The sequence below is a fragment of the Saccharopolyspora sp. CA-218241 genome (assembly GCF_050954615.1).
Classification (GTDB): domain Bacteria; phylum Actinomycetota; class Actinomycetes; order Mycobacteriales; family Pseudonocardiaceae; genus Saccharopolyspora; species Saccharopolyspora cebuensis.
The window spans coordinates 5,030,605-5,051,333 of sequence record NZ_CP191860.1 but is presented as its reverse complement, the minus strand read 5'-3'; the positions used below and the strand labels follow the sequence as shown (position 1 = coordinate 5,051,333).

Sequence of the window (20,729 nt, the reverse complement as noted above, 5' to 3'; positions counted from 1 at the left end):
GTCGGGGTCAGCCGATGTTCGGATCGAACGTGAACAGGACGAAGGTGCCCAGACCGACGGTCAGGATGACCGAGACGTACAGCAGCATCTTCAGCCAGAAGCGGGTGCTGTCCTTGCGGGAGTAGTCGTTGATCACCGTGCGCAGGCCGTTGCCGCCGTGCAGCCCGGCCAGCCAGAGCATCGCCAGGTCCCAGAACTGCCAGAACGGCGAGGACCAGCGGCCGGCGACGAACGCGAAGTTGATGCGGTGCACGCCCCCGTCGAGGAACAGCATGATCAGCAGGTGGAACAGCACCAGGAACAGCAGCACCACGCCCGACAGCCGCATGAAGATCCAGCTGTAGAGCTCGAAGTTGCTGCGTCGGGCGGCGGGCCGCGTCGAGGAGCGCGGCTTGTCCACGGACAGCGGAGCTTCGGTGGTCATGGTTCACAGCCCCCCGAACAGTTCGGTCGCGGCACGGCCGAGCAGGCTGATCGATGCCGGGATCATCAGCACCAGCCACAGGCCCACAACGGTCCACAGCATCGGCTTCTGGTACTTGGTGCCCTTGGCCCAGAAGTCGACGAGCATCACGCGGATGCCGTTGAACGCGTGGAACAGCACCGCCGCCAGCAAGCCCAGCTCGAACAGGATCATCAGAGGGTGCTTGTAGGTCTCGATGACCGTGTCGTAGGCGTTCGGCGAAACCCGGACCAGAGCCGTGTCCAGGACGTGTACGAACAAGAAGAAGAAGGTGAGTACGCCCGTGATCCGGTGGGCGACCCACGACCACATGCCCAGATCGCCGCGGTAGATCCCCTTGGCGCGCGGACTGCCCGTGCGCTCCGGGGTATCGGCCGCGGAGGCGGTGGTGCTGGCCATGGTGAAGGGCCTCCAACCTCGCTGGTGGACTGACGGCCCCGGTCGGGAACCTGGCGACCGGGGCCGAGTCGCAGTGGTTCCCCGTCCCCGGGGCGTACGCCCGTCACCGGCCGCTTGTGCTGGGGCCTTGACGTCTCGGAATGCTAGTCCCGTCCCTGATGCCGGGCCTACTCGCCTGTGCCGTCTGTGATCGACCAGACAAGCTACGTGCGGCTGTGGATCGATGTAGAAATCATTTCGTGACTCCCAAGCGATGCGCATCCGGCGGCGTCAAGACCTAGTTTCGAGAGCCACGTCACCGGATGGCGTGAACCGCGTCCGATCGAATTCGTCCGAGGGAACACCATCGGGTGGATTTCTTCCTGCGTCGTGGTCTTCCGGGGAGCCCGGGGGTCCGATCAGGAGGTCGCGGTGAGATCGACTGGGAAAGGGGAACGGCATGCTGCGAACGCCGACAGGGCGCTCGGGTGCCGCAACGACGCGCCGCAGGCGCACCGCCGCGCTCGCCGCGCTGCTGGCCGGCGCGCTCGCGCTCACGGGCTGCGCCAAGGACGCCGGCGGCCGGGACGGCGGCAGCGCCTCCGGGCAGGGCTGCCGCCTGGCGCCACCGCCCGCCGCGGCCCCGGCCACCACGACGTCGAGCGAGCGGACCCGGCAGCCGCTCCCGGACGCCTCCCAGCTGCGCGTCGGGCTCGCCTTCGACATCGGCGGCCGGGGCGACGCCTCGTTCAACGACGCCTCGGTGGCCGGGCTGGACCGGGCCAAGGCCGAGATGGGCCTGGCCGAGGTCAAGGAGCTCGACGCCGGGGCCGGGGAATCCGAGGACGCCAAGCTGACCCGGCTCCAGCAGCTCGCCCGCGAGGGCTACGACCCGGTGATCGCCGTCGGCTACGCCTACGCCGGCGCGGTCCGGACCGTGGCCCCGCAGTTCCCGGACACCCGGTTCGCCATCGTCGACGAGAACGTCCAGGGCATCCCCAACGTCACCCCGCTGGTCTTCGCCGAGGAGCAGGGCTCGTTCCTGGTCGGGGTCATCGCCGCGCACCGCTCCCAGAACTGCCACGTCGGCTTCGTCGGCGGCGTCGAGACCCCGCTGATCGGCAAGTTCGAGGCGGGCTTCGTGCAGGGCGCCCAGGCCGCCGCGCCGGACATCGAGATCGAGCGCGACTACCTCACCCCGGCCGGTGACTACAGCGGCTTCCAGGACCCGAACAAGGGCGCCGAGATCGCCCAGGGCCAGCTCGACGCGGGTGCCGACGTGCTCTACCACGCCGCCGGGGCCTCCGGGAAGGGCGTGTTCTCCGCGGTGCACTCCGCCGAGGCCCAGGCCATCGGGGTCGACTCCGACCAGTACCACCAGCCCACGGTCGCCCAGTTCAAGGACGTGATCATCAGCTCCATGCTCAAGCGGGTCGACCTCGCGGTCTTCGACTACGTGGCCGCCGTCGCCCGCAACGATCTGAGCACGTTCCCCACCAAGTTCGACCTCTCCATCGACGGTGTGGGGTATTCCACTTCCGGGGGCATGATCGAGGACCTGGTCCCGACGGTGGACGCCTACAAGGCGGCCATCGCGCGGGGTGAGATCCAGGTCTCCGACACCCCCTGACGCGCTGAGAGAGCTCGTCTTGCACCCGGTTTGCAGCGCGGTGCGGGTGGCGGAACCTCAGCGGTCTTCTCACTCCGGGAGCCCCTCCTGATGTACCGAACGCGTACACGGCGTCGGGGCTGTCCTCGCGAGAAGACCGCTGAGAACCCGCGACGGGGCCGGTCGGGTGCATGGACAAGCGGCTGCGCCGCTGCACAAGAAAAGAACCAGACCGACGTCCGATGCGGGTCCCGCGCCGGTGGTGGCGGGTTCACGCCAACGCCGGGCCCGCCACCGCAGCACCCGGCATCGTCGGACGGCCCGGCACCGCCGGACCACCGCGGTCGGCCGTCCCCTCCCCACGGAGCTCCATGAACACCTCCACCGAGCCGGATCCCGGCGGCCCGCCCGCTCGCGCGGGCACGCCCGCCGTCGAGCTCACCGGCATCACCAAGACCTTCCCCGGGGTCGTCGCCAACTCCGACGTGAACCTGTCGGTGGCCACCGGCGAGGTGCACGCGCTGTGCGGCGAGAACGGGGCGGGCAAGTCCACCCTGATGAAGATCCTCTACGGGATGCAGCCGCCGGACTCCGGGACGCTGCGCGTGGACGGCGCCGAGGTCCGGTTCCGCACCCCGGCCGAGGCGATCCGGGCCGGGATCGGCATGGTCCACCAGCACTTCATGCTCGCCGACAACCTGACCGTGCTGGAGAACGTCGTGCTCGGCGCCGAATCCGCGCACGGCATCGGCCGCCGGGCCCGCGCCCGGGTGCTCGAACTCGCCGCGGGCGCCGGGTTCGACGTGCGCCCCGACGTGCCGGTGGAGCGGCTCGGCGTCGCCGACCGGCAGCGGGTCGAGATCCTCAAGGTGCTCTACCGGGGCGCCCGGATCATCATCCTCGACGAGCCCACCGCCGTGCTGGTGCCGCAGGAGGTCGACGAGCTGTTCGCCACCCTGCGCACCATGCGCGAGCAGGGCTTCACCTTCCTGTTCATCTCGCACAAGCTCGACGAGGTCCGGGCCATCGCCGACACCGTCACCGTGCTGCGCCGCGGCACCACCGTCGGCACCGTGCCCGCCGCCGAGGTCAGCTCCCGCCGACTCGCCGAGATGATGGTCGGCAGCGCGCTGCCGGTGCCCGAACGCGGCCCGTCCACCGTCACCGAACGCCCGGTGCTCACCGTGCGCGGGCTCGGCGCCACCGAGCAGGACCGCGCCGTGCTCAGCGACGTCGACCTCGTGGTCCGCGCCGGTGAGGTGCTGGGCATCGCCGGGGTCGAGGGCAACGGCCAGACCGAGCTGGTCGAGGCCGTGATGGGGATGCGACCGCTGCGCAGCGGTTCGATCCACCTCGGCGAACGCGACCTCACCGGGCTGTCCACCCTGGCCCGCCGCGAAGCGGGCATCGGCTACGTCCCCGAGGACCGGCACCGGCAGGGGCTGCTGCTCGACGAGTCGCTGTGGTTCAACCGCATCCTCGGCCACCAGACCCGGCCGCCCGCCGCCCGCGGCCCCTGGCTCGACCTCGCCGGGGCCAAGGCCGACACCCGCCGCATCGTCGCGGAGTTCGACGTGCGCACCCCGGGCATCGACGTCGACGCCGCCGCGCTGTCCGGCGGCAACCAGCAGAAGCTCGTCGTCGGGCGCGAGCTCGCCGGTGATCCCGCCCTGCTCATCGCCGCGCACCCGACCCGGGGCGTGGACGTCGGCGCGCAGGCGGGCATCTGGGAGCACCTGCGCGCCGCCCGCGCCGCCGGGCTCGCCGTGCTGCTGGTCTCCGCCGACCTCGACGAGTTGATCGGGCTGTCGGACACCATCAAGGTCATGTTCGGCGGGCGGCTGGTCGCCGACGCCGACCCGCTGACCGTCACCCCGGAGGAACTCGGGGCCGCCATGACCGGAGCGGGGGAGAGCGCATGAACACCTGGCGCGCCCGACTGCTGCCCCCGGCGCTGGCGATCGTCTTCTCCGCCGTGCTGTGCAGCGCGGTGCTGCTGTTCTCCGGCGCCGACCCGGTCGCGACGCTGGCCGAGATGATCGGTCGCGTCGGCCGGGGCGGCACCGCCGTCGACATCCTGAACACCGCCGCGGCCTACTACCTGGTCGCCATCGCCGCCGCCATCGGGTTCCAGATGAACCTGCTCAACATCGGCATCGAGGGCCAGTACCGGCTGGCCGCCTGCGTGGCGGCCATCGTCGGCGGCGCGATCAGCCTGCCGTTCGGGCTGCACGCCGTCGTCGTGGTCGTCGTCGGCGCCGCCACCGGCGCCCTGTGGTGCGGGATCGCGGCGCTGCTCAAGGTCTACCGCGGCGTGTCCGAGGTGATCTCCACGATCATGCTCAACACGCTGTCCATCGGCGTCATCGCCTACCTGGTGCAGACCTTCGGCGAGCTGCGCGGCAACACCCTGGGCACCGCCGCCATCCCGCCGTCCGGCCAGGTGCCGGGGCTGTCCTTCGGCAGCGCGGGCACCGTCTTCGGGCTGGTGCTGCTGTCGGTGGCGATCGGCGTCGGCTACGCCCTGCTGCGCGACCGCACCCGCTACGGCTTCGACCTGCGGGCCACCGGGCTCTCGCCGACCGCCGCGAAGGCGGGCGGGGTCGACTCCAAGAAGATGGTGCTCACCGCGATGCTGCTCTCCGGGGCCATCGCGGGACTGGCCGGGCTCCCCGAGATCCTCGGCCGGGACCACACCTTCACGATCAACTTCCCCACCGGCTACGGCTTCGCCGGGCTCGCCATCGCGCTGCTCGGCCGCAACCACCCGGTCGGCGTCGCCTTCGGCGCACTGCTCTGGTCGTTCCTGGACAAGAGCTCGCTCACGCTGGACAACATCGGAGTCCCCAAGGAGATCGTGATCATCCTGCAAGGCACCATCGTGCTGTCCGTGGTGGTGGCCTACGAACTGGTCCGGCGGCGCGAGCTCGCCGCCGAGCAGCGCCGGGTCGGCCGCGCCCTCGCCGCCACCGGAGGTGACCGGGCATGACCAGCGCCTTCATCGAGACCGCCGCGGCCCCCGCCCGCCGCCCGATGCCCGGCTGGGCGCGCGCGGCGCTGTGGGTCGGCATCGCCGTCGTCGCGGTGTCGTTCACCTCGTACCAGACCGGGCTGCCCGAGCTCACCGCCTCCGGCACCGTGCAGTCCGCCGTCCGGCTCGGCGTGCCGATCCTGTTCGCCGCCCTCGGCGGGCTGTGGGCCGAACGCGCCGGGGTCATCAACATCGGCCTCGAAGGCATGATGATCCTCGGCACCTGGGGCGGCGCCTGGGCCGGGTACCAGTGGGGACCGCTCGCCGGGCTCGTCGCCGCGGCCGTGTTCGGCGCGCTCGGCGGCCTGCTGCACGCCGTGGCCACCGTGACCTTCGGCGTCAACCACATCGTCTCCGGCGTCGCCATCAACCTGCTCGGCGCCGGGACCGCGCAGTACCTGTCCACCCTGGTCTTCGAACCGGTCTCGCAGAACCCGCGCGAATCGCCGCCGGTGCCCAAGTTCGACACCTACTCCGCCCAGCCCTTCGGCGACTGGTTGCAGTGGCTCGAAGACCTCCAGCGGGTCGGCATCTCCGACGTGGCGGGCATCCTCGGCGGCCTGCTCACCGGCGTCTCGCCGATCACCCTGCTCGCCTACCTGCTGGTTCCGGTCAGCTACCTGGTGCTGTGGCGCTCGCCGTTCGGGCTGCGGCTGCGCTCCTGCGGCGAGAACCCGGTGGCCGCCGAATCCCTCGGCGTCAACGTCTACCTCTACAAGTACTCGGCGGTCCTCGTCTCCGGCGCGCTGGCCGGGATCGGCGGTGCCGCGCTCATCCTCAACCCCGGCCAGGCCGGGTACCTCGAAGGGCAGACCAACAACCGGGGTTACATCGGACTCGCCGCGATGATCTTCGGCAACTGGCGTCCCGGCGGGCTGCTCGGCGGCGCCGCGCTGTTCGGCTACTCCGACGGGCTCCAGCTCCGCGACGGCGAGATCACCGTGCACGCCCTGTTCTACGCCGCCGCGCTCGTGCTGCTCGCCGTCGTGCTGCTGCAGATGTGGCGGCGGAACTGGTTCGCCGGGGGCGTGGCCCTGGTCGCCGCCGGGATCGTCTACTCGATCTACTGGTACACCGACGAGCTCCCCGAGGTGCTGACCGCCTACACCCCGCACCTGGTGACCCTCGTCGTGCTCGCGGCGGCGTCGCAGCGCCTCCGGCCTCCGGCGGCCAACGGCCTCAGCTACCGCAGGGGCAGTTGACCCGGACGAGAACGGAGTGAGGGGCACCCTTGTCCAAGTAACTTGGATAAGGGTGCCCCTCACTCACGTCCCGAACGGGTGACGGCCCGGGCCTGCGGAACCGGGGGGTTGACGCGGGGGTGCGGTGGCGGTGTGGTGGTGGAGTGGGTGGCGCGGTCGACTGGGAAGCCTTGCGGGCGGCGGCGGTGCGGGCCGCCGCTTCGGCGTACTGCCCGTACTCGGGCTTGCGCGTGGGAGCCGCCGCGTTGTGCGACGACGGCCGGATCGTGGTCGGGTGCAACGTCGAGAACGGGTCCTACGGGCTGACGTTGTGCGCCGAGTGCACGATGGCCGGTCAGCTCCGGCTCACCGGCGGCGGCCGGTTCGTCGCGGTGGCGTGCCGGAGCCGGGACGGCGACCTGCTGATGCCGTGCGGCCGCTGCCGCCAGCTCCTGCACGAGCTCGGCGGCCCGGACTGCGCGGTGGACACGCCGCGCGGCGTGCTGCCGATGCGCGAGGTGCTGCCGGACGCGTTCGAGCTGTGACGGGAGGGCGATGGTGTTCGCGGCGACCGACGTGATCCGCGCGAAGCGGGACGGGCAGCGGCTCACCGACGACCAGATCGACTGGGTGATCGACGCCTACACCCGGGGCGAGGTCGCCGAGGAGCAGATGGCCGCGCTGGCGATGGCGGTGCTGCTGCGCGGGATGTCGGGGCAGGAGACGGCGCGCTGGACCGCCGCGATGGTCGCCTCCGGCGAGGTGCTGGACCTGTCCGGGGTGCGGCGGCCGACCGTGGACAAGCACTCCACCGGCGGCGTCGGGGACAAGATCACGCTGCCGCTGACGCCGCTGGTGGCGGCCTGCGGTGCGGCGGTGCCGCAGTTGTCCGGGCGCGGGCTCGGCCACACCGGCGGCACCCTGGACAAGCTGGAGTCGATCCCCGGGTGGCGGGCGGAGCTGTCGGTGCCCGAGATCCGCGCCCGGCTCGACGACGTGGGCGCCGTGGTCTGCGCGGCCACCGCGGGACTCGCGCCGGCCGACCGCAAGCTCTACGCGTTGCGCGACGTCACCGGCACCGTGGAGTCCGTCCCGCTGATCGCGGCGTCCATCATGAGCAAGAAGCTCGCCGAGGGCGTGCGCAGCCTGGTGCTCGACGTCAAGTGCGGTTCCGGGGCGTTCATGAAGGACCTGGGCAGCGCCCGCGAACTGGCCATCGCGCTGGTCGGCATCGGCACCGCGAACGGCCTGCGCACCAGCGCCCTGATCACCGGCATGTCGACGCCGCTGGGACGCGCGGTGGGCAACGCGCTGGAGGTCGCCGAGTCGGTGGAGGTGCTGCGCGGTGGTGGGCCGCCCGACGTCGCGGAGCTGGTGGTGGCGCTGGCCCGGGAGATGCTGGCGCACGCCGGGCTGTCCGAAGTGGACCCGGCGGAGGTGCTCGCCGACGGCCGGGCGCACGAGACGTGGTGCCGGATGATCGCCGCCCAGGGCGGGGATCCGGACGCGCCGCTGCCCACCGCGCGGCACGTCGAGCACGTCACCGCCGCGGAATCGGGCGTCCTGGCGCGGCTCGACGCGATGGCCGTGGGACTGGCCGCGTGGCGGCTCGGCGCCGGACGCGCCCGCAAGGAGGACCGGGTGGACCACGCCGCCGGGATCGTGAGCCTGGTCGAGCCGGGCGGGCGGGTCGAGGCCGGGCAGCCGCTGCTGGAACTGCACACCGACCGCCCGGAGACCCTCCCCGCCGCGCGCGCCGCCCTCGACGGCGCCTGGACCATCGCCGCCGAGGCCCCGGCGCCGCCCCCGCTGGTCCTCGACCGCATCACCTGACCCCCGCCCCCCGACCAGGTGGTTTCGAGCTGAGCGAGGGGCGCCCTGTACCACGTAACGGGGTACAGGGCGCCCCTCACTCAGCTCACGAACGGGTGGGGGAACCCGTGCTGGACGCGCAGCGCGACGCCCCGCTCGCTGGTGCGGGCGGGGCGTCGCGGGGTGCGGAGGCTCAGGCGGTCTCGGCCGGGAGCTCGCCGCCGTCGTCGTCGGAGGCGATGGCCTTGTCCGGCTCGCGCTTGGCGCTCTTGGACCGGTTGCGCCGCTGCTGCTGCCGGGGCAGCGTGGTCGGCGGCGGCGGGGCGGACGGGGCGCCGCCGCCGAGGATCAGCTCGGCGAAGGTCGCCATCGCCTCGTCGAGCTGGCCGGCGTGGCGCCGCTCGCTCTCCTCGTTGGCCTGGCGCACCATCGCGTCGACCGCCTCGGAGTCGGGCCGCGACGAGAGGGTGCCGCCGAGCTGCGAGAGGTTCTTCGACAGCGTGCCGCCGAGTTCCCCGAGCCCGGACTTGACGCCTTCCTCGACGGTGTTGATCCGGTCGCCGAAGCCCTGCTCGACCGCGTCGATCCGGCCGTTGACGTTGGTCTCGACGCGGTCCAGCCCGCCGGCGACCTCGTCGAGCCGGTTGGTGAGCTGCTCCAGCCGCTCGGCCAGCTTGTCCAACCGGTCGGTCGGGTCCACCGCGGGGCGGGAGGCGAGGTGGTCGAGCTTGCCGTCGAGCTGGTCGCGGGACTGCGACACCGACTCGGACACCGAGCTCTGCACGGTGCTCGCGGAGTCGGTGACGGCGCGCTGCAGCGCTTCGCGGGTGCCGTCGAGGTGCTCGTGCACGCCCTCGTCGATCTCGGCGAACCGCCCGCGCAGGCTGGTCTCCAGGGTGTCGACGCGCTCGCGGACCGGGCCGTGCACCGCCGCGGGCAGCGACTCCAGGCGACCGTCCTGCTTGTCGAGGTGCTGGCCGAGCTCGTCGATCCGCTTGTGGATGTGGCCGAGCTTGTCCTCCAGCCCGTCCATCCGGCCGGAGACCCCGTCCATCCGGCCGACGACGCCGTCGAGGCGCCCGTCGAGCTGCGCGAAGGGGGTCGCCAGCTTGTCGACCAGCCCGTCGACGGAGGTCTTGAGCTCGCCGAGCGATCCGTCGTGGGACTCCAGCTTGGCCAGTGCCTCGTCGAGTCGTTCGGCGAGCACGCTGACCTCGGTGCGGTCCGGCAGCTCGGACAGCCGCTTGCGCACGGAGCCCAGGGACTCCAGCGGCGACAGCCGGGCGTGGATCTCGTCGAGCGCGTCGAAGATCTGCTGCTGTTCGCTTTCGCGAATCTCCGCCGCACGCGTGAGCATGTTGCGCATGCGGTCGAACGACATGTTCTCGGTCACGGCTAGGGGTGTCCTTCGTCGAGGGGAAGGTGAGGACTAGAGGAGCGTAGCTACTCGTTCCGGACGTGCCCAGTCGCCCCCCGATCTTCGTCCGCATCCCGATTTCGGATTCCCCGCCGTTCGGACCAGCTCCGCAGGGCCGAACAGACCTGCCCGGAGTACGCCGAATGCGCATCCGGCGGAGCGCGCGGCCGTTCGGGTGAGTTCCGGTGGGCAGGGGGGCGCGGCCCGACCGGCGGCGACGTCGCGACCCGGCCGGGCGATCCAGGTGCGCGGGGGCGGGCGAGTAGCGTGGTGCCATGTCGACACCGGTGAACCTGGACACGATCCGGCTAGCGCCGAAGGTGCTGCTGCACGACCACCTGGACGGCGGATTGCGTCCGGAGACGATCGCCGAGCTGGCCGCCGAGTGCGGGTACGCGGACCTGCCGCACGACGACCCCGTCGCGCTGGAGGAGTGGTTCGCCAGCGCGGCCGATTCCGGCTCGCTGGAGCTCTACCTGCAGACCTTCACGCACACGGTCGCGGTGATGCAGACCCCCGAGGCGCTGTCCCGGGTCGCCGCCGAGTGCGCCGAGGACCTGGCCGCCGACGGCGTCGTCTACGCCGAGGTGCGCTACGCCCCGGAGCTGTTCCAGGAGCGCGGCCTGACCCTCGACGAGATCGTGCGCGCCGTGCAGGAGGGCTTCCGCGACGGGGAGCGGCGCGCGGCGGCGGCGGGCCGCACCATCCGGATCGGCACCCTGCTGTGCGCCATGCGGCAGAACGCCCGGTCCGGCGAGATCGCCGAACTGGCCGTGCGCTACCGGGACGCCGAGGTGGTGGGCTTCGACATCGCCGGTCCCGAGGCGGGCTTCCCGCCCACCCGCAACCTGGACGCCTTCGAGTACCTGCGCAGGCAGAACGCGCACTTCACCATCCACGCGGGCGAGGCCTTCGGGCTGCCGTCGATCTGGGAGGCGCTCCAGCACTGCGGGGCCGAACGGCTCGGCCACGGGGTGCGCATCGTCGACGACATCCGGGTCGACGACGACGGCGAGGTCCACCTGGGACGGCTGGCCTCCTACGTCCGCGACCGGCGCATCCCGCTGGAGATGTGCCCGTCGTCGAACCTGCAGACCGGTGCGGCCAAGTCGCTCGCCGAGCACCCGATCGGCATGCTGGCCCGGCTGCGCTTCCGCGTCACGGTCAACACCGACAACCGGTTGATGAGCCACTGCTCGATGTCGGGCGAGTTCGCCGCGCTGCACGAGACGTTCGGCTACGGCTGGGCGGACCTGCAGTGGTTCACGGTGAACGCGATGAAGTCGGCGTTCCTCGGCTTCGACGAGCGCCTGGAGATCATCAACGACCAGATCAAGCCCGGGTACGCGGCGCTGCTCGGATGAGGCCGCGGGTCCACCGGTGCGGGCTGCCACCGGTGGACCCGCACCCGTCGCGCGGGCGCGGTCGGCGGCTCAGTGCTTCCGGAAGCGGGCTTCCAGCGCGTCGACCACGCCGCGCCAGGCGTCGACCTCCGCGTCGAACGGCGGGCTCGGCGGCAACCGGTTCGGGGTCGGGCGCAGGATGTAGGAGATCAGCCAGCCCAGCCGCTCCGACGAGCGCAGCGCGGTGACCTCCTCCCCGGCCCACGCGGCGGCGTCGAGCACCAGCTCCTCGGCCAGTTCGAGCTGCCAGGAGTCCACTTCGGACGGACCTTCGGCCAGGTCGGCGTCCAGCCCGGTGAGCACGTAGGTGTTGTCCGGGTCCACCTCGACGTCCAGCTCGCCGGCCACCGCCTTGTCCCGCACCTGCGACCAGGTCGCCACCTGCGCCAGGTCGGCGTCCTCCGCGGAGTCCTCGTCGGCCAGGAAGCGGGCCAGCGCGCGCGGCGAGCCGAACACGTCGATCCGGCCGTCGGAGCCCAGGAAGACCGGGTCGTCGCCGAGGTAGCAGCGCAGCGAGTAGAACTCGCCCTCGCTCGTGATGATCCGGATCGGGTCGATGCCGACCTCGCCCCAGAAGCCGACCTCGACCTCCTCGATGTCGTCCACTTCGGACGCCTCGGCGTCGGCGGGCTCCTCGTCGGAGCCGTCGGTCTCCAGCGCCTCGGCGAGCTCGGCCTCGGCGGTGGCCACCGCGTCCTCGGACACCTCCGGCTGGGTCACCACCCCGTCGATGGCGTCGAGCAGCTCGTCCCAGCGCTGCGCGACCACGGTGCACAGCTCGGTCCAGCGGCGCTGCCCGTCCTTGCCGGAGAACGCCAGCATCCCCTGGTCCAGCACGGCGAAGCCGTCCGCGGCGTCGAGCACCTCGTGGACCTGCTCCAGCTCGCAGACGTCGGCCAGCGAGCGGGCGATCTCCACGATGTCGGACAGCTCGCCGAGGGTCCAGGTGTCCAGCGGCTCCGCGACCAGCTCCGGCACCCCCACCAGGTCGAACTGGTGGTCCTCGCCGGGGTTGAGGTCGCCCGCCGAGAGCTGCGGGACGACGTGCCACGCCGGGTGGTCGTCGAGGTCGTGCTCCCGGGCGGAGCGGACGAAGGCCGCCAAGCGGGCGGCGTCGGGGAAGGCGTACAGGCTGTCCTCGTGGCCGAGGAAGGCCTCCCACTCCTCGTCGTCCTCGCGCCAGCGAGGCGCCCACAGGGTGACCACGTCGCCCTGCGGCAGCCCGAGCTCGATGGGGACGATGTCCTGCGCCATCTCTCTACCTCCGGTCACCGAACCAGACGGCGCAGAAGCCTACGGGTTCGCGGTCGCTGCCTTGTCGCCCGGGCCGACTCCTGTGCCGCCCGCCCCCACCGTATCGACTCCCGCGCCGGTGCAGGCGCGGTGCACGGCCAACGGTCGGTCGGAGCGGTCCCGCGGCGGTCGCCGCACCCGGGATCGCCCGTCCGGGGCAGTCCGCTGTGGTCGGTCCCGAGGTCCCGGTTGGCGGTACCCGAACGGCCCGCCCGCCCCGAACATGATCGGAATGGATGTCACGGAGCTGTGGACGAAGATCGTGCTCTGGTTGCGCGAATACGCCCCGGTGACCGCAGCGGCCCTGCGTCCTCCCGACCCGCCGGACCTCGCGCTGCTCACCGCCGAGTTCGCGATCGACCTGCCCGCCGAACTCACCGAGTGGTGGTGCTGCTGCAGCGGCACCGACCCGGACGTGCTCGCCGACGTGCTGCCGCCTTTCTACACGCCCTACGGCCCCGACGGTGCGCTGCGCGCCTGGCGGGCGCACCGCGAGGAGTGGACCGCGCAGTGGGCCCGCCCGGCCTGCGACTACTACGCCGGTTCACCCGGGTCCAGCTACCACCCCGCGTGGATCCCGATCGCGGGCGACGGGTTCGCCGACGAGCTCGTGGTCGACCTGCGCCCCGGCCCGCTGCGCGGCTGCGTGCTGGAGTGGGAGCAGGAGGCCGCCCAGGTGCTGCGCCCCGAGTGGCACGGGGTCTCGGCGATGCTCGCCGCCGTCCACCGCGCGCTCGTGGACGGCGTTCCGGCGGGGCACAGCTATGCCACCGTCACAGAAGACGGCCGCCTGGATTGGCAGATCCGGTGAGTTTTTTTGTGGTCCCGTTGCGTAGGGGTGCGGGTGGCGGAACCTCAGCGGCCTTCTCGCTCCGGGCGCCCTTCCTGATGTACAAGCGCGTACACGGCGTCAGGGCGTCCTCGCGAGAAGACCGCTGAGAACCCGCGGCGGTGCCGGTTGCGAGGGTGGGGTAGTGCGGAAGCGGCTTCGCCGCTTGCCTGACGGTGGTTTCGTTCGGCGCGTGCGTGGGGTGGAAGCGGCTTCGCCGCTTGCGGTCAGGTGCCGATGGGGTGCCAGACCGTTTTGATCTCGGTGACCGCGCGGAGGCGGTGCAGGCCCGGGTCGCGGTACCAGTCCGGCGTCCCGCGCACCGGCAGCACCCGCTTGACGGTGCCCGCGGCGGTCCGCTCCAGCTCGGGGCGCAGCTCCTCCGGTGCCCCGGTGAGGTCCAGGGCGTTGACGTCGGCGTGCGCGGCCAGCCAGGGCGCCAGCTCGGCCACCCGGCCGGTGAGCACGTTGACCACCCCGCCCGGGACGTCGGAGGTGGCCAGCACCTCGGCGAAGGTGATCGCGGGCAGCGGGGCGTCCTCGGCCGCCAGCACCACGCAGGTGCAGCCGGTCGCGATCACCGGCGCCACCGCGCTGACCAGCCCGAGCAGCGGTGACCCGGTCGGGGCCAGCACGCCGACGACGCCGGTCGGTTCCGGGACGCTGAACGAGAAGTACGGGCCCGCGACGGGGTTCGCCGACCCGAGCACCGCGGTGATCTTGTCCGTCCAGCCCGCGTACCAGACCAGCCGGTCGATCGCGGCGTCCACCGCCGTCGTCGCCGCGGTGCCGGTGGCGGCGGTCAGCTCGGCGGCGAACTGGTCCCGGCGGCCCTCCAGCACCTCGGCGATCCGGAACAGCACCTGGCCGCGGTTGTAGGCGGTGGCGCCGGACCAGCCGCCGAACGCGCCCCGCGCGGCGGCCACGGCGTCCCGGACGTCCTTGCGGGACGCCTGCGCGGCGTTGGCCAGGAACGCCCCGTCGGCGCCGTGCACCGGGAAGACCCGGCCGGATTCGGAGCGGGGGAAGGCCCCGCCGATGGCGAGCTTGTAGGTCTTGGCCACGGCCAACCGCTCCCGGGTGTGCTCGTCAGACATCGAGGTACGCCTCCAGTCCCGCGCGTCCGCCTTCCCGGCCGAAGCCGGATTCCTGGTACCCGCCGAACGGCGCGGTCGGGTCGAACCGGTTGAAGGTGTTGGCCCACACCACGCCCGCCCGCAGCCGCTGCGCCGCCCACAGGATGCGGGAACCCTTCTCGGTCCAGATCCCCGCGGAGAGCCCGTAGGGCGTGTTGTTGGCCTTGCCGATCGCTTCCTCCGGGGTGCGGAAGGTCAGCGTCGACAGCACCGGCCCGAAGATCTCCTCGCGGGCGATCCGCATCGACTGCTGCACCTCGGAGAACACCGTCGGGGCGAAGAACCAGCCCCGTTCCGGCAGCCGGCACGGGCTGGTCCAGCGCTGCGCGCCCTCGGCCTCGCCGCTGTCGGCGAGCTCGGTGATCCGCGCGAGCTGCTCGGCGGAGTTGATCGCGCCCACGTCGGTGTTCTTGTCCAGCGGGTCGCCGACCCGCAGCGTCCGGATCCGGTCGCGCAGCTTGGCCAGCACCTCCTCGGCCACCGACTCCTGCACCAGCAGCCGGGAACCCGCGCAGCACACGTGGCCCTGGTTGAAGAAGATGCCGTTGACGATGCCCTCGACGGCCTGGTCGAGCGGGGCGTCGTCGAAGACGATGTTGGCCGCCTTGCCGCCGAGTTCGAGGGTGAGCCGCTTGCCGGTGCCCGCGACGGCGGCCTGGATCCGCTTGCCGACCTCGGTGGACCCGGTGAACGCGACCTTGTCCACCCCGGGGTGGTCCACCAGCGCCGCCCCGACGTCCCCGGCGCCCGGCAGGACGTTCACCACGCCCGGCGGCAGCCCGGCCTGGCGGCAGAGGTCGCCGAACACCAGCGCGGTCAGCGGGGTGGTCTCGGCGGGCTTGAGCACCACGGTGTTGCCGCAGGCCAGCGCGGGCGCGATCTTCCAAGCCAGCATCAGCAGCGGGAAGTTCCACGGGATCACCTGGCCGGCCACGCCGACGGGCCGCGGATCCGGGCCGAACCCGGCGTGGCCGAGCTTGTCGGCCCAGCCCGCGTGGTGGAAGAAGTGCGCGGCGGCGGTCGGCACGTCGGAGTCCCGGGACTCCTTGATCGGCTTGCCGTTGTCCAGCGACTCCAGCACCGCCAGCTCCCGGGCGCGCTCCTGGATCAGCCGCGCGATGCGGAACAGGTACTTGGCCCGCTCGGCGCCCGGCATCCTCGACCACACCTCGTCGAACGCCCGCCGCGCGACCCGCACCGCGCGGTCGACGTCGGCGCCGGACGCCGTGCTCACCTCGGCCAGCGGCTGCCCGGTGGCCGGTTCCAGGGTGGTGAGCGGCTCGCCGGAGCCCTCGACGAACTCGCCGTCGACGAACATCCGGTAGCTGTCGCGGAGACCGGCGACGTCCCGCGATTCCGGGGCGGGCGCGTAGTCCCACGGTTCGGTCATGCTCGGGGGTCCTTTCCGGGATGCGGCGGGCACTCAGTCCACCGCCACGTGGTGCGCGGCGCTGTAGCGGCCTTCGAGCTGGGTGCGGCGCTGCATCAGCAGGTCGCCGAGCAGGCTCGACGCGCCGAACCGGAACAGCTCCGGGGTCAGCCACTCCGGACCGGCGACCTCGTGCACCGCCACCAGGTAGCGGATCGCGTCCTTGGTGGTGCGGATGCCGCCCGCCGGTTTGACGCCGCGCAGCTGCCCGGTGCCGTCCCGCCAATCCCGCACCGCCTGCAGCATCAGGTGCGTCACCGGCAGCGTCGCGGCGGGGGACACCTTGCCGGTGGAGGTCTTGATGACGTCGCCGCCCGCCAGCAGCGCCAGCCAGCTCGCCCGGCGCACCGCGTCGAGCGAGGCCAGCTCGCCGGTCTCCAGGATGACCTTGAGGTGGGCGTCCCCGCAGGCCCGCTTGACCGCCCGGATCTCCTCGAAGACCTGGCCGTAGCGCCCGGCGAGGAACGCACCCCGGTCGATCACCATGTCGACCTCGTCGGCCCCGGCGGCGACCGCGTGCTCGACGTCGGCGAGCTTCACCGGCAGCGCGGCCCGGCCGGAGGGGAACGCGGTGGCCACGGAGGCGACCCGGACGCCGCTGCCGCGCAGCGCCGCGACGGCGGTGCCGGCCAGGTCGGGGTAGACGCAGACCGCGGCGACCGGCGGCACGTCCGGGTACCCGGGATCGGGGCGGCGCGCCTTGGCGCACAGCGAGCGGACCTTGCCCTCGGTGTCGGCGCCCTCCAGCGTCGTCAGGTCCACCATCGAGATCGCGGTGTCGATCGCCCACCGCTTCGCGTCCTTCTTGATGCTGCGGGTGGCGAGGCCGGCGGCGCGCTGTTCGAGCCCGATCCGGTCGACGCCGGGCAGGCCGTGCAGGAACCTGCGCAGCGAGCGGTCGTCGCGGGTGGCGTCGGCGAGTTCGGCGGGCAGCGCCTCGGCCGGTGTCGAGGGCGGGGTGACCATGACCGGAGTCTAGGGAGTGCGGGGGCCGCGGGGCGCGCCGCGACGCGGCGGGTTCTCGCCACCACCGGCGCACCGCGCACCGCGTTGCCCGCTCCCGGCGGTTCGGCGACCCTGCCACTGAAGCGGAATATTCCTCTGAGATCGGCTAGGAGGTGGTCGGCGATGAAGGCAGTCGTGTACCAGGAGCCCTTCGCAGTCGCGGTCGAGGAGGTCGACCGCCCCGGGTTGCGGCACCCGGCGGACGTCGTCGTCCGGGTCACCTCCACCGCGATCTGCGGGTCCGACCTGCACATGTACGAGGGCCGGACCGCCGCGCAGCCGGGCATCGTGTTCGGCCACGAGAACCTCGGCATCATCGAGGAGGTCGGTTCCGGGGTGCTCGGCCTGGGGCGCGGCGACCGGGTGGTGATGCCGTTCAACGTCTCCTGCGGCGCGTGCGCGAACTGCCAGGCGGGCAACACCGCCTTCTGCCTGGTCGTGAACCCCGGTTCCGCCGGTGGCGCCTACGGCTACGTCGGGATGGGCCCGCACCAGGGCGGTCAGGCGGAGTACCTGCGGGTGCCGTTCGCCGATGTCAACTGCCTCCCGTTGCCCGCCGACGGCAGCCACGAATCCGACTTCGTGCTGCTCGCCGACATCTTCCCGACCGGCTACCACGGGTGCGAACTGGCGGGCGTCGGCCCGGGCGACGTGGTGGCGGTCTACGGCGCCGGACCGGTCGGGCTGATGGCGGTGTACTCGGCGCTGCTGCGCGGCGCGTCCCGGGTGTTCTGCGTCGACCAGGTGCCGGAGCGGCTGGCGCTGGCCGACGACATCGGCGCCGAACCGGTCGACTTCAGCGCGGCGGACCCGGTCGAGGTGATCCGGGAGCGCACCGGCGGGCGGGGCACCGACGCGGGCGTCGACGCGGTCGGCTACCAGGCGCGCTCCGCCGAGGCGGGTGCCGAGGAACCGGCGCTCGTGCTGAACTCGCTGATCGAGACGGTGCGCCCGACCGGCCGGATCGGCGTGCCCGGCCTCTACCTGCCCGACGACCCGGGCGGGGTGGACGAGGACGCGCGGCGCGGGATGCTGCGGGTCGCCGTCGGGCGGTTGTTCGAGAAGGGGCAGGTGATCGGCACCGGCCAGGCCAACGTCAAGCGCTACGACCGCAAGCTCCGGGACCTGATCATCGCCGGGCGCGCCGAGCCCTCGTTCGTGGTCTCCCACGAGCTGCCGCTGACCGAGGCGCCGCAGGCCTACCGGATGTTCGATCAGCGGGCCGAGGGCTGCACCAAGGTCGTCCTCCACCCGTGACCGGCAGGCCCCCGCCGGGTCCGCCCGCGTGCGATGGACGCCACGTCGGGGCCCGGCGGGGGCTTCCCGGCGCTGCGGGGGCGGTTACTGTGCCAGGCATGGATACCCGGGTCGTGGAGCACCCCCTGGCGAAGTCGAGACTGTCCACGATGCGCGACGCGCGCACCGGCAGCTCGGCGTTCCGGGCGGCGCTGCAGGAGCTCACGCTCATGCTCATCTACGAGGCGACGCGGGAAGCCGAGGTGATCGCCGAGCCGATCCACTCCCCGGTCGCGCGGACCAACGGCTACCGGCTGGCCCACCCGCCGCTGCTGGTCCCGGTGCTGCGGGCCGGGCTGGGCATGGCCGACCAGGCGCACAAGCTGATCCCGGAGGCCCAGATGGGCTTCGTGGGGCTGGCCCGGGACGAGGAGACGCTGCAACCCACGCCCTATCTGGAGTCGCTGCCCGCCGACCTCTCCGACCGCCCGGTGTACGTGCTGGACCCGATGCTGGCCACCGGCGGCTCGATGGTGCACACCATCCGGCTGCTGGCCGAGCGCGGCGCCACCGACGTCACCGCGATCAGCACCGTGGCCGCCCCGGAGGGCCTGCGCAGGCTCGACGAGTCGGGGCTGCCGGTGCGGGTGGTCACCGCCAGCGTCGACGACCGGCTCAACGAGTCCGGCTACATCGTGCCGGGGCTCGGGGACGCGGGCGACCGCGCCTACGGGGCGGTCTGAGGGAGCGGTGCTCGCCCGGCGGGCGGTGCCGGTGGCGCCGCCGTTCAGCGGCGCCAGCCCGCGAGGCCGTTGCGCAGCGCCCGCTCGTAGCGGGCGTCGTCGGTGCGGGGCGCCGAGCCGCTGAGCTCCAGCGAGACCAGGCCGTGCACCAGGCCCCACGCGGCGTAGGCGATCTCGGCGGTGGGCGCGTCGATGAGCGCGCCGTCGGCGATGCCGCGGTCGATGACCGTGCGCAGCGCCCGCATGTGGCGCACCGACTGCTCCAGCGCCTGCTCGTCCGGGGTGAAGTCGGGCACCGCGCGGCCGAACATGATCGCGTAGAGGTGCCGGTTGGCCAGCGCGCCGTGCCGGTAGGCGTGGCCGAGCGCGACCAGGTCGGTGATCGGGTCGCCGGTGCGCGCGGCGCCGTCCAGCCGTCGGCCCAGCCGCGTGAAGCCCTCCACGTACAGCTCGCGGACCAACCCGGGCTTGCCGCCGAACAGCGAGTACACCGCGGTGGTGGAGGTGCCCACGTCGGTGGCCAGCCTGCGCAGGCTCAGCGCCTCCGGGCCGTCCGCGGACAGCAGTTCGCCCGCCCGGTCGAGCAGCCGGACGCGCAGGGCCTCGTCGTGCACGCGGGGTCTCGCCACGCGGAGGAAGCTACCGCTTGGGCCGAGTGGTACCAGAGCGATACCATCCCGGGCATGGCCATGACCCTGCGCCTCACCGACGAAGAGAACCGGCGGCTGGCCGAGCTGGCGGCGGCCGAGGGGCGGTCCAAGCAGGAGGTCGTGCGCAGCGCGCTGGCCGAGCGATGGGCCCGGCAGCAGAAGGAGCACCAGCTCGACGAGGTCGTCCAGCGGGTGCTGCCGCGCTACCGGGGATTGCTGGATCGCCTCGGGCCCGCATGACCCACCATTGAGCGGTGATCGTCTACCTCGACACCGCGGACCTGCTGCTGCTCGCCACGGCCGTGACCGATGGCGACCTGGTGGTCCGGGACAGCGGTCTGCTGGACGCGGCGGCCTACCGCCCGCACGCGGAGGTCTTCGGCGTGCCTTCCTACGGGACGCTGTGGCTCAAGGCCGCGTCGCTGCTGGATTCGATCGTGCGCACCCGCCCGCTGCGGCAGGGCAACTGGCGGCTGGGCTGGGTCGCCGCCGTGACGATGTGCGACATGAACGGCTGGTGGGTGGAAGCCGAGGAGGACGCCGCGCTGGCGCTGGTCCGCGGGGTGGGGCGGGAGCGGTGCCCGCTGCCGGAGGTGGCGGCGAGCCTGGCGGACTGGTCGAAGCCGAAGCCGTGATCGGCCCCGGACGAGACCGGGCCCGTTCGCGCCGAACGGGCCCGGTCTGCGGGACGGGAGGTCAGCTCGCTGCGCCGCTGCGCAGTCTGCGGAGGGCGATCGGGGCTCCGGCCAGGTCTTCCTCGTTGCAGAGCAACTTCAGGTCGTAGTACGGGGCGCCGTCGCGGTCGTCGTAATCGAGGTGGACGGCGATGACGTCGACCGGCTCGCCGAGCCAGTCCTGGGCTTCGCGGAGCCATCGGGCCGACCGTTCCAGGGCGGCTGCCAGATCATCGTCGCGGAACTCGACGGGGCGGTAGGGGACGCCCTGAACTTGATCGTTCGGATTGGGGGGCTGTGGGAGATCCACGGAGACGCCGTAGTCGTCGAGTTCGAGTCGGATCGTTTCCTCACTCACCGTCGCAGGGTAACCCCTCCGGCTGCCGGAATGCTGCCTCAGGGGCCGCTCGGGTTCCGAGGGCGCGGAGCGCGCCGCAGGT

21 protein-coding genes are annotated in these 20,729 nt (G+C 72.6%); 12 read left to right on the top strand and 9 right to left on the bottom strand.

Going from position 1 to position 20,729, the window contains the following annotated elements; all coding sequences use genetic code 11:
- Nucleotides 1-7: 7 nt before the first annotated feature.
- On the bottom strand, nt 8-424 hold the full coding sequence (locus ACQP0T_RS24020) for a succinate dehydrogenase hydrophobic membrane anchor subunit (RefSeq protein ID WP_345358354.1): 417 nt from the start codon (nt 422-424) through the stop codon (nt 8-10).
- A gap of 3 nt (nt 425-427) precedes the next feature.
- The gene (gene sdhC / locus ACQP0T_RS24015; protein ID WP_345358356.1) at nt 428-862 is read right to left on the bottom strand and encodes a succinate dehydrogenase, cytochrome b556 subunit; all 435 of its coding nucleotides are present in this window, start codon (nt 860-862) and stop codon (nt 428-430) included.
- 439 nt (nt 863-1,301) lie between these two features.
- Here sdhC and ACQP0T_RS24010 point away from each other — a divergent pair, with 439 nt between their 5' ends.
- The 6 genes from ACQP0T_RS24010 (at nt 1,302) to ACQP0T_RS23985 (ending at nt 8,495) form a co-directional block, all read left to right on the top strand.
- Nucleotides 1,302-2,471, top strand: a complete 1,170-nt coding sequence (locus ACQP0T_RS24010; RefSeq protein WP_433870082.1) for a BMP family lipoprotein — start codon at nt 1,302-1,304, stop codon at nt 2,469-2,471.
- A gap of 350 nt (nt 2,472-2,821) precedes the next feature.
- A complete protein-coding gene (locus ACQP0T_RS24005) occupies nt 2,822-4,372 on the top strand; it encodes an ABC transporter ATP-binding protein (protein ID WP_433870081.1) in 1,551 nt (516 codons plus the stop codon).
- Nucleotides 4,369-5,439 (top strand): ABC transporter permease, encoded by a 1,071-nt coding sequence (locus tag ACQP0T_RS24000; protein ID WP_433870080.1) that lies wholly within the window; start codon nt 4,369-4,371, stop codon nt 5,437-5,439. Before ACQP0T_RS24005 ends, ACQP0T_RS24000 begins: the two co-directional genes overlap by 4 nt.
- On the top strand, nt 5,436-6,683 hold the full coding sequence (locus ACQP0T_RS23995; protein WP_433870079.1) for an ABC transporter permease: 1,248 nt from the start codon (nt 5,436-5,438) through the stop codon (nt 6,681-6,683). Before ACQP0T_RS24000 ends, ACQP0T_RS23995 begins: the two co-directional genes overlap by 4 nt.
- A gap of 143 nt (nt 6,684-6,826) precedes the next feature.
- Entirely contained in the window at nt 6,827-7,207 is a 381-nt protein-coding gene (locus ACQP0T_RS23990; RefSeq protein WP_433870078.1) for a cytidine deaminase, read from the top strand.
- A 10-nt stretch (nt 7,208-7,217) separates the two neighbouring features.
- Complete coding sequence (locus ACQP0T_RS23985; protein WP_433870077.1) at nt 7,218-8,495, top strand: thymidine phosphorylase; 1,278 nt, start codon at nt 7,218-7,220, stop codon at nt 8,493-8,495.
- A 172-nt stretch (nt 8,496-8,667) separates the two neighbouring features.
- On the opposite strand, the gene ACQP0T_RS23980 is transcribed toward ACQP0T_RS23985, so the two are convergent.
- Nucleotides 8,668-9,867: a hypothetical protein gene (locus ACQP0T_RS23980; protein WP_433870076.1), complete on the bottom strand. Its 1,200-nt coding sequence runs from the start codon at nt 9,865-9,867 to the stop codon at nt 8,668-8,670.
- 299 nt (nt 9,868-10,166) lie between these two features.
- Here ACQP0T_RS23980 and ACQP0T_RS23975 point away from each other — a divergent pair, with 299 nt between their 5' ends.
- Entirely contained in the window at nt 10,167-11,255 is a 1,089-nt protein-coding gene (locus ACQP0T_RS23975; protein WP_345358380.1) for an adenosine deaminase, read from the top strand.
- A gap of 69 nt (nt 11,256-11,324) precedes the next feature.
- Here the strand turns inward: ACQP0T_RS23975 and ACQP0T_RS23970 are convergent, their stop codons facing one another.
- A complete protein-coding gene (locus ACQP0T_RS23970; protein WP_433870075.1) occupies nt 11,325-12,548 on the bottom strand; it encodes a primosomal protein in 1,224 nt (407 codons plus the stop codon).
- A 271-nt stretch (nt 12,549-12,819) separates the two neighbouring features.
- Here ACQP0T_RS23970 and ACQP0T_RS23965 point away from each other — a divergent pair, with 271 nt between their 5' ends.
- Complete coding sequence (locus tag ACQP0T_RS23965; RefSeq protein ID WP_433870074.1) at nt 12,820-13,398, top strand: SMI1/KNR4 family protein; 579 nt, start codon at nt 12,820-12,822, stop codon at nt 13,396-13,398.
- 245 nt (nt 13,399-13,643) lie between these two features.
- Here ACQP0T_RS23965 and ACQP0T_RS23960 read toward each other — a convergent pair whose 3' ends face one another.
- The 3 genes from ACQP0T_RS23960 to deoC are packed head-to-tail and all read right to left on the bottom strand — an operon-like array spanning nt 13,644 to nt 16,947.
- Nucleotides 13,644-14,513, bottom strand: a complete 870-nt coding sequence (locus ACQP0T_RS23960; protein WP_433870073.1) for an aldehyde dehydrogenase family protein — start codon at nt 14,511-14,513, stop codon at nt 13,644-13,646.
- On the bottom strand, nt 14,506-15,942 hold the full coding sequence (locus tag ACQP0T_RS23955; protein WP_433870072.1) for an aldehyde dehydrogenase family protein: 1,437 nt from the start codon (nt 15,940-15,942) through the stop codon (nt 14,506-14,508). The genes ACQP0T_RS23960 and ACQP0T_RS23955 overlap by 8 nt, the downstream gene beginning before the upstream one ends.
- Before the next feature lie 33 nt (nt 15,943-15,975).
- On the bottom strand, nt 15,976-16,947 hold the full coding sequence (gene deoC / locus ACQP0T_RS23950; protein ID WP_433870071.1) for a deoxyribose-phosphate aldolase: 972 nt from the start codon (nt 16,945-16,947) through the stop codon (nt 15,976-15,978).
- Between the two features lie 162 nt (nt 16,948-17,109).
- On the opposite strand from deoC, the gene ACQP0T_RS23945 reads away from it, so the two are divergent.
- Both ACQP0T_RS23945 and upp read left to right on the top strand, forming a co-directional pair.
- Entirely contained in the window at nt 17,110-18,243 is a 1,134-nt protein-coding gene (locus tag ACQP0T_RS23945; RefSeq protein ID WP_433870070.1) for a glutathione-independent formaldehyde dehydrogenase, read from the top strand.
- 98 nt (nt 18,244-18,341) lie between these two features.
- Entirely contained in the window at nt 18,342-18,965 is a 624-nt protein-coding gene (gene upp / locus ACQP0T_RS23940; RefSeq protein ID WP_433870069.1) for a uracil phosphoribosyltransferase, read from the top strand.
- Between the two features lie 44 nt (nt 18,966-19,009).
- On the opposite strand, the gene ACQP0T_RS23935 is transcribed toward upp, so the two are convergent.
- Nucleotides 19,010-19,594 (bottom strand): TetR/AcrR family transcriptional regulator, encoded by a 585-nt coding sequence (locus tag ACQP0T_RS23935; RefSeq protein ID WP_433870068.1) that lies wholly within the window; start codon nt 19,592-19,594, stop codon nt 19,010-19,012.
- 54 nt (nt 19,595-19,648) lie between these two features.
- On the opposite strand from ACQP0T_RS23935, the gene ACQP0T_RS23930 reads away from it, so the two are divergent.
- Complete coding sequence (locus ACQP0T_RS23930) at nt 19,649-19,855, top strand: type II toxin-antitoxin system VapB family antitoxin (protein WP_345358406.1); 207 nt, start codon at nt 19,649-19,651, stop codon at nt 19,853-19,855.
- Between the two features lie 14 nt (nt 19,856-19,869).
- The gene (locus ACQP0T_RS23925; RefSeq protein WP_433870067.1) at nt 19,870-20,250 is read left to right on the top strand and encodes a type II toxin-antitoxin system death-on-curing family toxin; all 381 of its coding nucleotides are present in this window, start codon (nt 19,870-19,872) and stop codon (nt 20,248-20,250) included.
- A gap of 61 nt (nt 20,251-20,311) precedes the next feature.
- Here the strand turns inward: ACQP0T_RS23925 and ACQP0T_RS23920 are convergent, their stop codons facing one another.
- Entirely contained in the window at nt 20,312-20,647 is a 336-nt protein-coding gene (locus ACQP0T_RS23920; RefSeq protein WP_345358412.1) for a hypothetical protein, read from the bottom strand.
- Nucleotides 20,648-20,729: the final 82 nt, after the last annotated feature.